Source organism: Pseudomonas sp. HLS-6 (genome assembly GCF_002753995.1).
In the GTDB taxonomy this organism is placed as follows: Bacteria; Pseudomonadota; Gammaproteobacteria; order Pseudomonadales; family Pseudomonadaceae; genus Aquipseudomonas; species Aquipseudomonas defluvii.
In genome coordinates, this window is sequence record NZ_CP024478.1 from 2,889,248 (window position 1) to 2,906,997 (window position 17,750).

General features: G+C 62.0%; 11 protein-coding genes. 2 read left to right on the forward strand and 9 right to left on the reverse strand.

Annotated features, from left to right (window positions below):
• The first annotated feature begins 6 nt into the window (after window positions 1-6).
• The gene (mobA, locus tag CS390_RS13475; protein ID WP_099774992.1) at window positions 7-582 is read left to right on the forward strand and encodes a molybdenum cofactor guanylyltransferase MobA; all 576 of its coding nucleotides are present in this window, start codon (window positions 7-9) and stop codon (window positions 580-582) included.
• Window positions 583-631: 49 nt separating this feature from the next.
• On the opposite strand, the gene CS390_RS13480 is transcribed toward mobA, so the two are convergent.
• Window positions 632-3,130 (reverse strand): UvrD-helicase domain-containing protein, encoded by a 2,499-nt coding sequence (locus CS390_RS13480; RefSeq protein ID WP_099774994.1) that lies wholly within the window; start codon window positions 3,128-3,130, stop codon window positions 632-634.
• A 186-nt stretch (window positions 3,131-3,316) separates the two neighbouring features.
• On the opposite strand from CS390_RS13480, the gene CS390_RS13485 reads away from it, so the two are divergent.
• On the forward strand, window positions 3,317-4,015 hold the full coding sequence (locus CS390_RS13485; RefSeq protein WP_099774996.1) for a pirin family protein: 699 nt from the start codon (window positions 3,317-3,319) through the stop codon (window positions 4,013-4,015).
• Between the two features lie 1,070 nt (window positions 4,016-5,085).
• Here CS390_RS13485 and pgm read toward each other — a convergent pair.
• The 8 genes from pgm to CS390_RS13525 all read right to left on the reverse strand — a co-directional run bounded on the left by pgm (window position 5,086) and on the right by CS390_RS13525 (window position 17,652).
• Window positions 5,086-6,723, reverse strand: a complete 1,638-nt coding sequence (gene pgm, locus CS390_RS13490; protein ID WP_065757608.1) for a phosphoglucomutase (alpha-D-glucose-1,6-bisphosphate-dependent) — start codon at window positions 6,721-6,723, stop codon at window positions 5,086-5,088.
• Window positions 6,724-6,818: 95 nt separating this feature from the next.
• Window positions 6,819-9,080 (reverse strand): ATP-dependent DNA helicase, encoded by a 2,262-nt coding sequence (locus CS390_RS13495; protein WP_099776684.1) that lies wholly within the window; start codon window positions 9,078-9,080, stop codon window positions 6,819-6,821.
• Window positions 9,077-10,729 (reverse strand): VRR-NUC domain-containing protein, encoded by a 1,653-nt coding sequence (locus tag CS390_RS13500; protein WP_099774997.1) that lies wholly within the window; start codon window positions 10,727-10,729, stop codon window positions 9,077-9,079. The genes CS390_RS13495 and CS390_RS13500 overlap by 4 nt, the downstream gene beginning before the upstream one ends.
• Window positions 10,730-10,801: 72 nt before the next feature.
• Window positions 10,802-12,232: a hypothetical protein gene (locus CS390_RS13505; RefSeq protein ID WP_099774999.1), complete on the reverse strand. Its 1,431-nt coding sequence runs from the start codon at window positions 12,230-12,232 to the stop codon at window positions 10,802-10,804.
• Window positions 12,233-12,676: 444 nt separating this feature from the next.
• Window positions 12,677-13,627 carry an FAD:protein FMN transferase gene (locus tag CS390_RS13510; protein ID WP_099775001.1) on the reverse strand — a complete coding sequence of 317 codons (951 nt, stop codon included), beginning with the start codon at window positions 13,625-13,627 and terminating at the stop codon, window positions 12,677-12,679.
• Entirely contained in the window at window positions 13,617-15,836 is a 2,220-nt protein-coding gene (locus CS390_RS13515) for a PepSY-associated TM helix domain-containing protein (RefSeq protein ID WP_099775003.1), read from the reverse strand. The genes CS390_RS13510 and CS390_RS13515 overlap by 11 nt, the downstream gene beginning before the upstream one ends.
• Window positions 15,837-15,856: 20 nt before the next feature.
• Window positions 15,857-16,327 (reverse strand): DUF2271 domain-containing protein, encoded by a 471-nt coding sequence (locus tag CS390_RS13520; protein WP_099775005.1) that lies wholly within the window; start codon window positions 16,325-16,327, stop codon window positions 15,857-15,859.
• A 134-nt stretch (window positions 16,328-16,461) separates the two neighbouring features.
• Window positions 16,462-17,652: an MFS transporter gene (locus CS390_RS13525; RefSeq protein WP_099775007.1), complete on the reverse strand. Its 1,191-nt coding sequence runs from the start codon at window positions 17,650-17,652 to the stop codon at window positions 16,462-16,464.
• Window positions 17,653-17,750 lie beyond the last annotated feature (98 nt).

The window sequence follows — 17,750 nt, forward strand, 5'->3', positions numbered from 1 at the left end:
AACATCATGATCCAGCTTCCGTCGCCCTGCTCCATCCTCCTCTTGGCGGGCGGTCGTGGCCAGCGTATGGGCGGACGCGACAAGGGCCTGATTCCCTGGCACGGGCAGCCCCTGATTGCCCACGCCCAGGCCGTGGTGCGTCCACTGACCGACGACCTGATCATTTCCTGTAACCGCCACGCCGAGCAGTACCGGCCCTATGCCGATCATCTGGTCAGTGACGAATCAGGCGACTATCCAGGCCCGTTGGCCGGTGTGCTCAGCGGGTTGGCCCAGGCGCGTCACCCGTGGCTACTGGTGCTCGCGTGCGATGCACCGCTGATCGACCGCACACTGGTTCTTGACCTGCTGAGCCAGGCGAACGATCAGGGGCGACCGGCGATGATCCGTCAGGATGGCCACTGGCAACCGATGTTCTGCCTGCTGCCGAGCAGTCTGCTCGACGACCTTCGCCAGCGCTGGAGCCAGGGTGAGCGCAGCCTGCTGCGAGCCCTGCTGGCACAGCCACTGCAGGCGCTGGAGTATCCGCTGGACGATCCACGCCTGAGCAACTTCAACTCGCCAGAGCACCTGACGCCATGACTGTCAGCAAGCGCGAACCAGACAAGGAAACGCGATATAGCGACCGCACTCAAGGCCTGAGGTCGTCGAAGAACGCTTTACTGCCATCAACCTGGGACGATGCCCGGGGCAGATTCTGCGCCTCCCCGGTCGGCGTCTCGACATGCCAGTAACAATGCCTGACGGCGCGGGTAACCGCGACATAGGCCAGGCGCAGGACTTCGTCCTTCTGCGCGTTGTCGTAGGCTTCAGGGTCACCGCTACGGCCAAGCCCCGCCTGGCGATAGACCTGGTTCTTGTACGGTGAACGGGTCACGTGCTGGCAGTCGCCAAGCATGAACACCGCATCCGCCTGCAGCCCCTTGGCGCTGTGGTAGGTCAATTGACGGAACCGGCGCTGCCCCGGCGCAAGGCTTTTCTCATGATTGATCAGTGGCTGCAAATGCTCTGAAATCAATGACTTATCACTGCTTTTTCGATACAACATCATCACCGAATCGCCCTGCCGGTAATGCGCCATCAACTGCTGGGCAAGCGCAGCCTCGTCACGCGGCTGTACCGTGACCGGCACCGCATCCTCGGCCGCCAGGCCGCAGGCCTTGGCTTTCTTGCCATTGATCGCCGGCGCCGGCTTAACGATGTGCTCGGCCGCATCGATGATGTGCTGGTGGCTGCGGTAATTGTCGCTGAGCATCACCCGCGTATTGGCTGGCGAGACGAATTCCTTGGCGAACTCCATGAAGTACTTGGGTGAGCTCCCCCGCCAGCCGTAGATCGATTGCCAGTCATCGCCCACACACAGCAGCGACGAATGCTGGGCGGTGCGCCCCACATGCAATGCCGGCCCGCGCCGACGGATTTCACGCAGGCTGGCCCTTAGCCAGGAAACGATCTGCGGCGAGACATCCTGAAACTCGTCGATCATCAAATGCGCCAAAGGCCTGAGCAAGGCATCGGGCAACAAGCGCAGGTTCTCGGGGTTGTTCTCCGAGAACAGGGCGAACATCCGGTTATAGCTCATGATCGGCGGCGACTGCGCCAACAGGTGGTTCTCCAGCGCCCGCCAGTACAGGCTCAACGCCTCGAAGAACAGTGCATCGCTGTCACCTGTTGGAAAACTCATGTTTGCGACTGCCGCGCCCACGTCCAGCCCGAGGTTCTCGATGAACCCGGCAGCACTGACGAAAGCATCCAGGAGCGGCACCGACGAGAGCTCGCCCTTGACCTTGTAGTCAAAGCCCGGCCCGGCCACGGCATCCGTTGCAAGGGAGGCGGTCAAGCGCTTGGCTGCCGAATAGTTTTCCAGCCATATCAAGGGTTTATCACAGAAAGCTTGAAAAAGTGTGCGCTTGATAACCCATTCGGCCCACACCGGTAACTTGGCGTTCGAACGTTTGTAGTCCTTGTTTTCCCCGGGATCGAAGCCCAGTACCACCCAGGCATCGAGTTCGGCAATATGGCCATGGACGTGAAAACGGCTGCCATTGATCTCCACGGTTTCCCGGCGTGGCTCAATGCCCTTGATCGGCCACGCGCCCGCCCTGAACCAGAGGTCTTCAATCGTGTCGCACAACTCCTCGTCGCGCTCGGCGGACAGTTGCGTCACGGCCACACGCTTCTGCACGTCGGGATGATCGCGGTCCAATGCCTTGAGCTGCAAGGCCTGGCGCCGCAGGGACATGATCAACTCGGCAAAGCGTGGGCTGCCCTGCATCAGGTCGCGGTAGCACAGGTTCAGTTGCTGACGCTGGGCATCATTGATACGCAGGTCGAACGGGTTGGTCTCGGCATTCGACTCGCTGCCACCCGGTAACTCACTGCCCAGCGTCTCAAAGGCCCGCAGCTGGCTGAAGCCCGGCAGGCTGCGCACCAGTGGCAGAATCCGCGAATGGAAGGTGCGCACCAACTCGCGGGCCTCTACCGGGCTCAGGTTGATGCCCCACAGGGCAAACACCTGGGTCAGTCGTGCGATGAAGTCCTTGCGCGACTCGCGCGTGAACGTGACCACGGTCATGGCGTCCAGTCCATAGCCCAGGTAGTGACGCAACAGCAGAATACGCAGCACCAGGGACGTCGACTTGCCGGCACCGGCACCGGCAATCACGCAGGTCGAAGGCGTCTCACTGAAGATCATTTTCCATTGCGCAGTACTTGGCTGCGCCTGGGCTGGCAGGCGCTGCGCAACGTCGGCCTTGAAGCGTTTTTTAAGTTCCGTGGTGAGCGGCAGGCGCCAATCGTCGAACAGGCTGTCGTCTTGCCCCGGCACTGCGTGGGCATCGGGGCGAGTATCACGGATCACCAGAACCTGGCGGCCAGCCTCGAAGCCATCGACACGGCCCTCCTCATAACCCTCGCGCAGGCCCTCGGCATGGCCGGTACGTTGACCGCTAGCATGCCCGTGAAACCACGAGTCGCGGTGCTGAGCCTGCAGCCGGCTCAGGCCTCGACCCAGTACACGGGCCAACAACCGTCTGACCCAGGGCAACTGGGCCGGCGGGGTTAATTCCGGGGGGTGCTTGGGGCGCTCGTGTGACACACCGACTCCAACTGAAAAGGGCTCTGCCGCCATGTTCGCTCCATTGACCGCAAAGCACCAGCCGAATGCTTACAGATCAGTCAATTAGGCGATGAAGTGAATCAATCACTGCACCTTAAGTATCTAATAAACCGATTAGAATCAGCCATTATTTACGCTTAATTTCGATCATTAATTGGGCGATCATCGTTCACATAAACCTTGCCGAGGAGATGAATCATGCTGCAACTTCGCCCGTTCGCCACACTGGGCCATGCCAACCACGGCTGGCTGGATGCCCATCATCACTTTTCATTCGCCGAATACTACGATCCCGAGCGCATGCACTGGGGCACCCTGCGGGTCTGGAACGATGACCTGATCGCCGCAGGCAGCGGTTTCCCACCGCACCCACACCGCGACATGGAAATCATCACCTATGTCCGCGAAGGCGCTATCAGCCACCAGGACAACCTGGGCAACAAAGGCCGTACGGAAGCGGGCGATGTGCAAGTGATGAGCGCCGGGACCGGGATCGTCCATAGTGAGTACAACCTGGAGAAGGTTGATACACGCATCTTCCAGATCTGGATCATTCCAGAGCGCAGCGGCGAAGCACCCTCGTGGGGCACCCGTCCATTTCCCAAGGGTGAGCGCGGTGAAGGCTTCGTGACCCTGGCCAGTGGTCGTGAAGGTGATGAGCAGAGCTTGCGCATTCGGGCTGACGCACGGCTGGTCGCGGCTACCTTGAAAGCCGGAGAAAGCGCCGAGTACGTGCTGGACAGCGGACGTCGCGGCTATCTGGTGCCGGCGAAGGGGCTGGTCGAGGTCAACGGTGTGCGCGCCGCTGCCCGTGACGGCCTGGCGATCGAAGATGAATCGTTGTTGCGGGTGACTGCGCTGGAGGACAGCGAAATCGTTCTGGTGGATGTCGCCTGACCGCCCCCCGCCAAGCCTGCTCCCATAGAACCTGTAGGAGCCGGGCTTGCCCGCGATACAAACGCCGCGAACTCACTGGCACCCCACCGACGCCATCGCAGGCAAGCCAGCTCCAACAGAGCCCGCGTAACCTGTAGGAGCCGGGCTTGCCCGCGATGCAGACGCCGCGCACTCACAAGCACCGCGCCGAGGCCATCGCAGGCAAGCCAGCTCCAACAAAGCCCGCGCAGCCTGTAGGAGCCGGGCTTGCCCGCGATGCAAACGCCGCGAACTCACGGATACCCCACCGACGTCATCGCAGGCAAGCCAGCTCCAACAAAGCCCGCGCCAGTCTGTAGGAGCCGGGCTTGCCCGCGATGCAGACGCCGCGTACTCACGGGGACCCCACCGACGCCATCGCAGGCAAGCCAGCTCCAACAAAGCCCGCACAGCCTGTAGGAGCCGGGCTTGCCCGCGATGCAGACGCCGCGAACTCACGGGCACCCCACCGACGCCATCGCAGGCAAGCCAGCTCCAACAAAGCCCGCGCCAGCCTGTAGGAGCCGGGCTTGCCCGCGATACAGACGCCGCGTACTCACTGGCACCCCGCCGACGCTATCGCAGGCAAGCCAGCTCCAACAAAGCCCGCGCAAGCCTGTGGGAGCCGGTCTTGCCCGCGATGCAAACGCCGCGAACTCATGGATACCCCACCGAGGCCATCGCAGGCAAGCCTGCTCCAACAAAGCCCGCGCAAGCCTGTGGGAGCGGGTCTTGCCCGCGATGCAAACGCCGCGAACTCATGGATACCCCACCGAGGCCATCGCAGGCAAGCCTGCTCCAACAGGGCCCGCGCCAGCTGTGGGCGCGTGGCTTGTGCCCGCGATGCAAACGCCGCGAACTCACGGGCACCCCACCGACGCCATCGCAGGCAAGCCAGCTCCAACAGCGCCCGCGCCAGCCTGTAGGAGCCGGGCTTGCCCGCGATGCAAACGCCGCGAACTCACGGATACCCCACCGACGCTATCGCAGGCAAGCCTGCTCCAACAGGGCCCGCGCAAGCTGTAGGCGCGGGGCTTGTGCGCGACCGATGATCAAGAAATGGCGTTGTCGACCAATTCCTGGGCTTCGCTTACCAGGCGCTGCAAATGCGCATCATCGATAAAGCTTTCGGCGTAGATCTTGTAGATGTCCTCGGTACCCGACGGACGCGCCGCAAACCAGCCGTTGGCGGTCATCACTTTCAAACCGCCAATGGCCTGGCCATTGCCTGGGGCATGGCTCAGGATCTGCTGAATCGGCTCACCGGCCAGCTCAGTGGACTTCACCTGCTCCGGCGCCAGTTTGCTCAACAAGGCTTTCTGTTGCGGGTTGGCCTTGGCCTCGACACGCGTTGCGAATGGCTCACCCAGCTCGGCAGTCAGTGCCGCATAGGCCTGGCTCGGGTTACGCCCGGTACGTGCAGTGATTTCCGCCGCCAGCAACGCCGGGATCAGGCCGTCCTTGTCGGTGGCCCAGACACTGCCATCCTTGCGCAGGAACGAAGCGCCTGCACTCTCTTCGCCACCAAAACCGAGTGAACCGTCGAACAACCCTTCGGCGAAGAACTTGAAACCCACCGGTACTTCGTAGAGGCGACGCCCCAAACGTGCCGTCACCCGGTCAATCAGGCCGCTGCTGACCACCGTCTTGCCGACGGCTGCATCGGCGCGCCACTGCGGACGGTTCTGGAACAGGTAGTCAATGGCAACCGCCAGGTAGTTGTTCGGTGCCAGCAGGCCGTTCGGCGTGACGATGCCGTGGCGGTCATGGTCGGGGTCGCAGGCAAAGGCAACGTCAAAACGCTCACGCAGGCCGATCAGGCCCTGCATGGCATAAGGCGAGGACGGGTCCATGCGGATCTGGCCGTCCCAGTCAACGCTCATGAAGCGGAAGGTCGGGTCGACCTCAGTGTTGACCACCTCCAGGTTCAGGCGATAGTGATCGGCAATGGCCGACCAGTAGCGCACACCGGCACCGCCCAGCGGGTCAACGCCCAGGCGCAGGTTGGCACCACGAATAGCATCGAAATCAATCACATTGATCAGATCGCTGACGTAGTTGCCCAGGTAGTCATGGCGATGGGTCGTGCTAGCCTTGAGCGCCTGCTCGTAGTCCATGCGTTTCACGTCTTTCAGGCCATCGGCCAGCAGTTCGTTGGCCTTGGCCTCGATCCACTTGGTGACGTCGCTGTCAGCCGGGCCGCCATTGGGCGGGTTGTACTTGAAACCGCCACTCTGTGGTGGGTTGTGCGACGGCGTGATGACCACACCATCGGCCAGCCCGCGGCTGCGACCACGGTTGTAACAGAGAATCGCGTGGGACACTGCTGGCGTTGGCGTGTACTCATCGTCCTTGGCCAGCATCACTTCGACGCCATTGGCCGCCAGTACCTGCAGTGCGGTAGCCGCTGCCGGGGTGGACAGTGCATGGGTGTCGATGCCGACGAACAGCGGACCATCGATGCCTTTGACCTTGCGATACAGGCAGATGGCCTGGCTGATAGCCAGTACGTGGTCTTCGTTGAAACTCAACTCCAGCGAACTGCCGCGATGCCCGGAGGTACCAAACGCCACGCGTTGGGTGGCGATGCCGGCGTCCGGCCGGCCAGAGTAATAGGCGGTCAGCAGTCGAGGGATATCGACCAGGATCGACGCAGGTGCCGGTTTGCCCGCCAGGGGACTGAGCTTCATGCAAAACCTCAAGAATGGGTGTTCAGGGTAATGAAAGGACACAGTTTACTGGCAGTTTGACCTTAAGGCGACGAGGAAGCTCCCTGCCCTGACGACTATTTTTTTTGCGGTGCCCACCAGCCTGGAAACATCTGCTGTACCTTCTGCTCGGCGAATCGATCATCAATCAGCATGACCACCCCACGGTCCTGCGGGCCACGAATGACGCGCCCTGCGGCCTGGATAACCTTGCGCACGCCTGGGTACAGGTAGGTGTAATCGAAGCCCGCGCCAAACCGCTCGGCCATGCGCTGCTTGATCTGCTCGTTGACCGGGTTGACTTGTGGCAGGCCCAAGGTGGCGACGAATGCGCCGATCAGGCGGGTTCCCGGTAGATCAACCCCTTCGGCGAACGCCCCGCCCAACACCGCGAAACCAACCCCTTGCCCACCTTCGACAAAGCGTTCGAGAAACGCCAGGCGTGCCTCCTCCGCCATCCCTTGCGACTGACGCCATTGGGGAATGGCCGGGTACCGCGTTGCGAGCATTTCAGCCACGTGCTGCAGGTACTCGAAGCTGCTGAAAAACGCCAGGTAGTTGCCTGGTTGCCGGGCGTACTGCTCGGCAATCAGCTCGCTGATGGGGGCAATAGATGCCTGACGGTGCTGGTAGCGCGTCGACACATTGCTCACCACGCGTACCTGCAACTGCTCTGCGACAAAGGGAGATGCCACTTCCAGCCAGGCAGTGTCGCCTGGCATCCCCAGCAGGTCGGCATAGAACTGCCGGGGGCCGAGGGTGGCGGAAAACAGCACAACGCTGCGCGCCGCCGCCATTTTCGGCGCGATCAATGCTGCGGGCAGCACGTTGCGCAGGCACAGGGTGGACAGGCTGCGCCGCCCCTGTGCCTCGCGCTTACTGATGTCGAACAGGAAGTTCCCATCAAAGACCTCGCTCAAGCGGCTGAACTGCAGTGCACGGAAATAGAAGTCCATCAATGCGGGGTCCAGCCCCGACGGGGCCTGATTCATCTGTTCCTGAATCAGCGTCAGGCAGCGCTGCAAGGCCTTGAGAAAGGCCGTCGGCAACTCGGCACTGGCCCTGTAGGGCGCAACCTGGTCATTGTGCAGGGCATTCCATTGACGATTGAGTTGCTGCAGGGCACTGCTCATGCCGACAGGCTTGCTGCGACGCAGGCTCTGCAATAACCACTGATCGAGGCTCGCGCTGTACATCTGACGGGCGCGCTCGACCAGGTTGTGTGCCTCGTCCACCAACACCGCCACCCGCCATTGGTTGACCTGGGCCAGGCCGTACAACAAGGCGCTTTGATCAAAGTAATAGTTGTAGTCGGCGACCACCACATCGACCCAGCGCGCCATCTCCTGGCTCAAGTAGTAGGGACAGACCTGATGCGTCAGCGCCACCTCGCGCAACGCGGCTTTATCCAGCAAGGCGACTTCCCGGGCCGCCTGGCGAGCCACCGGCAATCGGTCATAAAAGCCCTTCGCCAACGGGCAGGATTCGCCATGGCAGGCGCTCTGCGGATACTCGCAGGCCTTGTCCCTGGCCACCAGTTCAAGGCTGCGCAGCGCCAACGTCGGGGCACTGGTCATGACCTGGCGCACCGCCTCCAGCGCCAAGGCCCTGCCCGGCGTCTTGGCGGTCAGGAACAGCACTTTGTCCAGCTGTTGCGGCACGACAGCCTTGAGCATCGGGAACAACGTGCCCAGGGTCTTGCCGATACCCGTTGTGGCCTGGGCCATCAGACAACGACCGGTGCTGACCGCCTTGTACACCGTTTCGGCCAGATCGCGCTGGCCGCTACGCATCTGCGCATAGGGAAAGCTCAATGCCTGCAACCCGCTGTTACGCTCGCTCAGGCGCTGCATCTGCGGGATCGCCCAACCCAGAAACACCGCACATTGCTGCTTGAAGTACTGCTCCAATGCCTCGGCCTGGTAGTGCTGCTCGATACGCGTCTCGCGGTCACTGTCGACATCAAGGTAGACCAGCGCCAGGTGAATGTCGGTCAGTTGCCGCGCGCTGCACAGCAGCCAGCCATAAATGCGCGCCTGCGCCCAATGCAGCTCGCGGTGGTTATGCGGTTGGCTGGCAAGGTCGCCTCGGTAGGTCTTGATTTCCTCCAGGCGGTTGGCTGATGGCGCGTAACCGTCGGCGCGGCCGCGCACGCGCAGTTGCTCGTAACAGCCCTCCAGGGTGACTTCTGCTTCATAGTCGGGCCCGCGCCGAGCAACCACCCGGCGATGCCCGGCCATTCCTTCCTGCGCCGTGGGCGACGGGGTGAAGCGCAGGTCAAGATCGCCCTGTTTTGCGGTGAATTCGCAGAGGGCACGCACCGCGACTACGTAGCTCATGACGCCTGCGGCGCCCATTGCACATGGCAGACCTCGACCGGCAGGCCATGCTCACTGCAGAACGCTATCCAGCGCAGCTGGTTGTCCTGCAGACGGTCGCCAGGCCCCTTGACCTCGATCATTCGGTAACGCCGCGCCTCGGGCCACAGTTGAATCAGGTCTGGCATGCCGGCGCGGTTATGTTTGATATCTTCCAGCAAGCGCCGGAAACACGCGGACAGATGCTCAGCGGGAAGGCACGCCAAGGCCTGCTCCAACAGCGTTTCGTCAAGCACCTCCCACACCACGAAAGGCGACTGCAAGCCGCGCTTCGCCGTATGGTTGGCGCGAATCGTCTGGTGATAGCGACCGTCTTCCAACTGCGCTAGGCAATCGCCAAACAGCGCCTCACGACGTGCGTGGAAACCGGGATCATGAAGGTCCTGAGGGCTACGTTGGAAAGGGTGGAAGAACGCACCCGGCAGCGGCGCGAAAATCGCGTCCCAGCAAAGCAGGCCGAACAGGCCATTGAACAGGCAGTTCTCGACGTAGAACACCTGACCGCCCTCTTCCTCCAGGTGCTGCTGGACTGCCCGCTCGACACCCAGCGTCGAATGCTCGCGAGGCAGGCAGAGGTCGACCCGGTGTACGTCAGGTGCGCTGCGCCTCGGCTGCGCGGGCCCACCCAACTTGCGCCGCAGGCGCGGCAGTACGCGGTCCAACGCCTGCGCTTGCAGTGCATTCAGCGGCTGCTCACTGACCGCCTCGGCCAGATTCAGCGCGGCCGCCCACTGTTCGTCGCGCTCCAACACCCGTATGTGGCGCAATGGCGCCTGCGGGTGCGCACTGAGCGGATAGATCTGCTGGGCCAGCGCCCAGTTACCCTCGCGCTCACACTGCTGGCCCAGCTGGAACAGCAAACGAGCGCGACGGCGTTCCAGCCAGGGGTTAAGGCTGTGCAGGCACTCGGCACGCGCCAGTACCTGCTCGACAGCAACCCCCGCAGCCAGTTGCTCGGCACACTCATGCAGGGCCAAGGCGACCTCGACATCGTTGCGCTCACGCATCGCCCGGGAATCGGCACTGAACGCCACTTGCTCGTAGCGCAGTACGCCAAGGTCAGCCAATACGAATTCGGACCAGTCCTGGTGCAGATTGCCAAAGAACAGCAGGCGCAAGCGGTCGCACAGGGCTTGCAAGCGCCACGCGTAGACAACCTCGGCAAACCCCGGATACCACTCGGACAAACGACGTGGCTCTGGGTACAGAGGTGCCAGTTGTTCAAAAAGCTCGGGTTTGGCCGCACGCGGGCGCGTCAATGCCGTGGCGAAACAGTCAACGATTTCATCCTTGCGCAGCATCTGAAACAGCTGTTCCAGGCTCAGCACGGCATCATCGTCGACCCACGCCAGGGCCACCAACGGCGCCAGTGCCTCGGCTGACGGGCCGATTTCGGCGTATTCCAACTTGCTTTCGCGGAACAACTGCCCCTTGCGCATCACCATGCGCACCAGCATCGCCCGGGCGGCCTGCGGTTGTTGGCCGAACTGGTGAATGAAATCATGCTCCTGCTCCGAGAGCAGATCGGCATAACGCAGCAGCAACCAGTCCAGTACCTGCTGGAAGTTGTGGAGGTAGTAAAACGGATCAGAAACAGGGTGAGCGATCACAGCAGGCAGGCAACCAGAATGTCCAGGCACTGGTTATACATACAGATCAGCTCTCTTGGCAACTTCCCGTGATCAGCGGCTTGCCATGGCCCTGCCAGGCGACAGATCGCTTACCGGGTGACAGAGCGTTTTACTCAACGTCTCGGCTTCAAGCCAGTACAACGTCTGCAAGGTCGACAGCGGCAAGCCACTGATATTCACCAGCCACTGAACAACCGGCTCCGGTGCCCGCTGCTCACGCAGCGCCTTGTGCATGTAGGGCAACGCAACCAGCATACCCGGGTGACACTGGCGCAAAAACGCCTCCAGCCGCTTGCCGCCTTCGATAAAGGGCGCAAACAGCAGGCAGATCAACTGAGCCTCACTCAAGCCATAGGCCTGAGTGGCAAGATCAGCGGCCTGCTGGCGACGCTGTGCCAACTGATCGGCGCCCTGCCACGCTACCAGGACCTCGCGCTGCAGTAGCGGCGACATCTGCTTGCGCTGCATCCGAATACCGGCTCGCTTGAGGTAATCGCTCACGCCGTCCGCGTAGCACTGCCCGTGCACATGCTCGCGCCGAAGGCCCCACAGGTGCGCGCTCAGCAGTGGCGTGACGCAATCCGATTCGCTGAGCACGCACGAATGCTCACTGCACTGGAAACCAAGAAACGCGCTTAACACCTCACACTCCGCGTCAAACGGCTGGTGAACCAGATCATCGATCGCAATGAACCGCAAAGGACGTTGATTGCCGGAGAAGTACTGGGTTTGCAGCGGCAGGCCCAGCAACCGTTGCAGGTGTTGACGCCGCACCGCGCTCAGCGCGTCGATCATCGCCCGGGGAAATGTCGCAACCTGGGCACTGAGGCCAACACCCGCTCGCCTCAGCTTGCGCCGCCCCCAGGCCAGGTAGCGCTTGCGCTCAGGCAAGGGGTCGGCGCTGATGACCGCATCCACACCGCCGTCCCATGCCATTGCATGCCGGTACAGGTCGGCCAGGCCCGCGTAACAGCATCCACAGAATGGGGGGCAAGCCACCCCGCCCGCCAGATGCCCGGCCAACAACAGATCGTTGCGGTCTGCCTGACGCTGGTTTGGCGACGAGAGCTGAGCACTGTCGAACGGCTGCATGACACCATCATCGAGCACCAGCACTTCAACACGCGGATCATCCTGGACAAACAGTGCCGAGTAACCACGCTCGATGTTCGCAATGACGTCAGCGGTTATGCCCGCATGCCGGGCGGTGGCAATGCGCAGGTTGAAGGTCGCGTGAGCGCGAGCCGCAATGCTCAATTGCGCAGCCCGCAGAAATGCCAGGGCATGAACACTGTCTTTGCCACCCCCATGGGCATACATCACTTTGAAGCTACCGACGCGCTCATAGCCGCCCGCGGCGACGATCACGCGCTGGATCAACAGTTGCAATGAAGCGCGCTGAGCCGGGGAAAAGCGCTCCATCAGCCGCTGAAGGACTTGTCGATAGACATACTGCATGGCCTGGTCATGAACGCTACTCATAGTGCTTACCTGCTGTACCGGAAAAGCTGACGACCGTGTTCGACCGCGAGAGCAGGTCGGGAAGAAGAATGAAGGTGGCCATAGATGTTTCCTACAGAGCCATAGGACGTTTAGAGGACAAACGCGCAGGCGCAACGCCTGTCCCAGGCTTTGTCGTGAATCCGCAGAGGTCGCCTGTAATCAGTCGAACAATCATTTCTCGCTCCGTGAGAGGACAGTGAGTGGGGTATCCAGTTAACGTGTCGGACAGGCCGCAGTACTTTTTCCTATTCATTCAACAGTAAGCCAATACGCGCTCATCCGTTTCAGCAAACCGAGTAGGAAATTTCTGAAGCTCACTCAGAGCGCCAAGCGCGGGCGTCTTGGCGCGGGATATCGCAGGCAAGCCCCCTGTGAAGTGACTTGCCTACGACGGTATTGGCGGGGTAAATACCAAGGTGCCAACTATTGCAGTTGGCCATCCAATACAGCGATCTGCTTGAATCCGTCGCCGTCACGCAGCAAAAACACCGCATCCATACCCCGCTGCTGCGCCAAGGCAACGCCTTTATCCGGGCCCAGCACCATCAACGCGGTGGCCCAGGCATCCGCGTACATGCAGCTGGTGGCAACCACCGAAACCGCCGCCAGCGGCGAGCTGAGTGCGCGGCCACGGGCCGGGTCCATGGTGTGTGAATACACTACGCCGTCGCGCTCGACCCAATGCCGGTAGTCTCCGGAGGTGGCGATGGAGGCATCGCTGAGTTCCATGACCCCCAGCACCTCTCGCCGGCCACGCAGCGGCTTTTCAATCGCGATGTTCCAGGGTTCGCCCGAGGGCTTGTGCCCGGCGGCACGCATCTCGCCATCGATGCCGACCAAGTAATGCCTGATGCCCGCCTGTTCCAGGCAGTGAGCCAGTTGGTCGACAGCAAAGCCTTTGGCGATGCCGTTCAAGTCCAGGGTAATGGGCAAGCGTTTACGTACACGCTGAGCGCTGAAGTCGAGTTCAAGGGCCGCAGAGGCGCGGTTTCGCTTCTGGCTACCCTTCACCAGCGGCAGTTCGGCGGATTGGCCGCCCGCACCAAACCCCCAGGCGTTGACCAGGTCGCCCACGCCGATATCGAAGGCCCCCTGTGACTCATGCTCGATACGCAGCGCAGTCGACAAGACCCACAGCAAGGCGTCGGGAATCACCCTCCACGCCCCCACCGGCAAGGCGTTGAACTGCATCAAAGCGGAGTCGGGCTTCCAGGTGGACATCTGCTGGTCCACGGCATCGACCGCCTGAAACAACTGCGCACCCAACACCGCCAAGTCCTGGCCCGCTGGCGCATAGAAGACGGCGCTGTAGCGAGTTCCCATGGTTTCGCCATTCAGGCTGTAGCGCTCAAGCGCCGCCGCTTCAGAACACATCTTCACGGTATCGCCCCTGTACGTTAAGGGTTTCGACGTTCAGGCAAAGGGGTGCCAACAGCCCATCAAACACCTGCCTGACGCTTTCTGCCATTTCACGCCCACCGCAGACCAGCACCTGCGCACCGCTCTGGATGAGCGCCTGCAACTTCAGCGCATCGGCGCGAATACGGTCTTGAACATAAGCGCGCTCCGCACCGCGAGAAAACGCCGTGCTCAAGTGGTGGAGCCGTCCGTCCTCCAGGTAAGTACCCAGTTCGTCCTCATAGAGGAACTCCGTTGTGGCCGAACGCCCACCCCAGTACAGGTTGATCGGGCGCGCCCGGTGGTTCTTGCGGATAAAACCTACCAAAGGTCCGATCCCGGTACCCGCGCCCACCAGAATGACCGGTGCCTGCCCGGCACTGGGGCGGAAATGCGGGTGTTGCTGAACAAACGCCTCGATACGACCGCCAAGCGGCAGCGTATGCAGGTATCCCGAGCACAGCCCCTGCGCATGCCGGCGCACACAGATCTCCACCACCCCATCGCTACGGCTGGTGGCAATCGAGTAGAACCTCGCCTCTTCCCCGCGGCTCGGTACCACACCCAGCAAGTCACCGGGCTCGAACGCTGGCAAGCGGTCTTTGCCCAGTAATCGGGACAGCAGGTTACGACCGCTGCCGGGTACCGGTGCAAAACGCAAGACGGCGGTACTGGTTGCCTCGGTTTCGCCATAGACCACCCGCTCGATCAATTCGAGGCTGCGTGTCGGCACCGAGACGCGTGCCGGTTTCAGCAGCAATTCGACCCCCAATTGTTCGGCAAGGGCACTGCCCCACTGGCTGAAGGCCTCGGCATCGCCACGGTCAACCGTTGCCAAGGGCAGCAACATCGAGCAACCCGCGCCCTGCAAGGCATCCTGTACCCGGTGGGCATAGGCGCAGAACTGTTTGAAACGCGAGTCACCAAAGCCCAGCACCGCAACGCTCAGGTCCGGGCCCAACTGTGCCTGTTGCAGACGCGCCATGAACGCACTGGCGGAGTCCGGGGCGTGGCCGTCGCCGTAGGTCGAGGTCAGTACCAGCAGGCGCTTGGCCTGGCGATAGCGCGGTTGCAAGCTGTTCATGGTGGCGGTATGCACGGCATGGCCAGCGTTCGTCAGCGCATCATGCACGGCACTGGCGAATGCCCAGGTGGTCGCCGACTGACTGCCGACCAACACCACGGTATCCGCCTGTTGCGCGCCGACGTTGGCACGCAGTGTCGGCGTCAGCCTGCGCCGTTGCCACCAGATCAGTGTGCCGGTAATGGCCAACAACGGCACTGCCGACACACACAGGCCACACAGCAGGCTCAACCACCAGTAGCCTTCGCCGGTGTGCAATTGATAGACCGTCTCATACACCTGACGCGTCAGCGTGTGGGCCTGATAATTCAGCAGTTCGCCTGATGCCGGGTCGACGTAGCCATCGCCAGATGCGGTTCTCAGGGTGATGACCCCGTTGCTGTCATTGGGCTTGGGAAACTCCAGCTCACGCAGGTCAGCGATATCAACCGCCTTGAGTGCCTTGAGGTCAGCAACGGCCGCATGCGGGCCTTGTGCAACCTGGCTGGGATAGGCCGGCTCAAGCGCCATGCCATCGTCGATCAGGCCAAAGGTGACGCCGGACATGTACAGGCCTGTCACCGACAGCAGTATCAGCCCCGGCAGGCTCAGGCGGCCAGCGGCCGAGTGCCAGCGCTGAGAACGGTCGCCCGTTGATCGGGACAGCAGCATGCGCCATCCCCCCATTTTGCGGGCCAACAGCACCACACCAGACAGTGACAGCAGCGCCATCGCCAAGGCGACGACACCACTGACGCCGCGCCCCACATCGCCCGAGAAAAACGAACGGTGCAAGTCCCGCATCCAGGCCATAAAGGCACCCGGCTCATAGGACCCAAGCGTTGCCCCTGTGCGCGGATCGACACGCACGGTGTCGCCACCGTGCTTCGAATCGACGGTCACCCGAACTTCGCCTGACGGCGCGCGCTCGATCAGTTCGACACCGGCAACCTGCTGGGTGATCCGCGAGGCGACGACGGCGGCGCTGACACACTGCAGCGGGCTGCCGACATCCAGACGCGTAAGTGTCGGTTGCAGTGCCAGGGTCACACCACTCAGGGCGACGACCATGACCAGCACACTCAGCGCCACACCTGGCCATGAATGAAGTTTGCGCAGCATTAGCCTGTACCTCACCGGTATCAGAGATCGTAACGGAAGCTATCGACGTAACCGTTGCCCGACGTGGCCTTGCCTGAACCTTCGCGGGTCAGCGGCACCTGAACTTCGGCGCTGTTTTCGCGCTTGTCTTCCACCGCAGTATCGATGCGGATTTGATAGCCGGCGTCGATCAATGCATCAGCAATGTCCACCGACACTTTCAGCGTTTCACCACTGCCGACGCTGGCGCCACTGACGCCGTCGAATTCGGCAGCATTCAGGCCGCTGCCACGGGCCCAGTCACGCAGGTGCTTGTAGTACTTGGCCTTCTTGCCGGCCACCCACAGGGTCCGTTCGTACTTGCCCTGGGCATCGGTCAGGTAAATGGCAACATAGGCACCGTTGCCCCGATAGGATTGCAGGGTGCTGGTGAGGGTGACTTCCCGAGCGTGAGCAAATGCTGGGGCAGCGGCGACACCCGCGAGTGCAAGGGAAAAGACAACCTTTTTCATCGAGAAGCCCTCAGGCAGAGGAAAAGATGGCTTCACGATAACGGCCATTACTTAATGGAAGCTGAACAGGCTTTCAGCGGTGCTTAAGGGTTCCTTAAGGTGCTTGTGCACCAACAGCGCGGGTACGGGCCAGGTCAGTCAGCGCGCGTTTTGCCCAACAGCAGGAGCAATGACAGCGCCGAAAACACGGCACCGGCGTAGAACGCCATCGCCGCACCATAGGCTTGCCAAAGCCAGCCGGCAATCACACTCGCCAGCAGCAAGGCCAGCCCACTGACCAGGTTGAACACCCCGAATGCCGTGCCTTTCAGAGCGGCGGGCGTGGTATCGGCGACCAGTGTGGCCAGCGTGCCCTGGCTAAAGCCCATGTGCAGCCCCCACAGCGCAACGCCGACCATCATCGACCAGGCGCTTTGGGCATGCGCCAGAACAACGTCAGCCAGTATCAGCAACACCAGGCTCATGGACAACAGCGACGTGCGGCTCACGCGGTCAGACCACTTACCGACCGGGTATGCCGACACCATGTAGAAACCCGCCATCACCACCATGACCACAGGCACCCAAGTGGCCGCGAAACCTGCCTGCTGTGCACGCAGGATCAGAAACGCCTCACTGAAACGTGCCAGTGAAAACGCCGCACCAATGGCCACGACCCACCAGTATTCGGCGGAAAACTGCTTCAACGAGGCCATTCGCAACGGCGCACGGAAGTGCCGCTCGCCCGCCTCATGGACGGGCTCGCGGATCCCTACCAGTAACAACCCAACGGCCAGCGCTGCAGGAATCACGGCAAACCACAGAACCGACGAAATCGCCCCGGCAAAGACGGTCATCAGCAGAATGGCCAGCAGCGGCCCGAGAAAGGCACCCACGGTGTCCATCGCCTGGCGCAAGCCAAAGCAGGCACCGCGAATGTCGGCAGGCGCCACATCGGCGACCAGTGCGTCGCGTGGTGCGCCGCGTATACCTTTGCCGATCCGGTCCAGAATACGTGCGGTAAATACCACGCCTGCCGAACTGGCCAGCGGGAACAGTGGCTTGGTCAGGGCCGCGAGGCCATAGCCAAGCAACAACAATTCCTTGCGCCGCCCGATGAAGTCGCTGAACGCCCCGGAAAACACTTTCACGATCAGGGCGGTGGCTTCTGCCACCCCTTCGATGATACCTACCGCCAGGATGCTGATGCCGAGCTCACCTACCAGATACAGTGGTAACAGGCTATGCACCAGCTCGGACGACAGGTCCATGAACAGGCTGACAAAACCCAGCGTCCAGACCGTTCGCGGGATACGTGGAAGCGAACGATCGGCCCCCCTGTTCATCGAGTAGCCCCCTGACGATGACCTTGGCCGGCGGGAACACACCCGCCGCGGATGCAACCAGAGCATAGTCGATCGCCCCGCCCGCCTCCTGCGCCTTG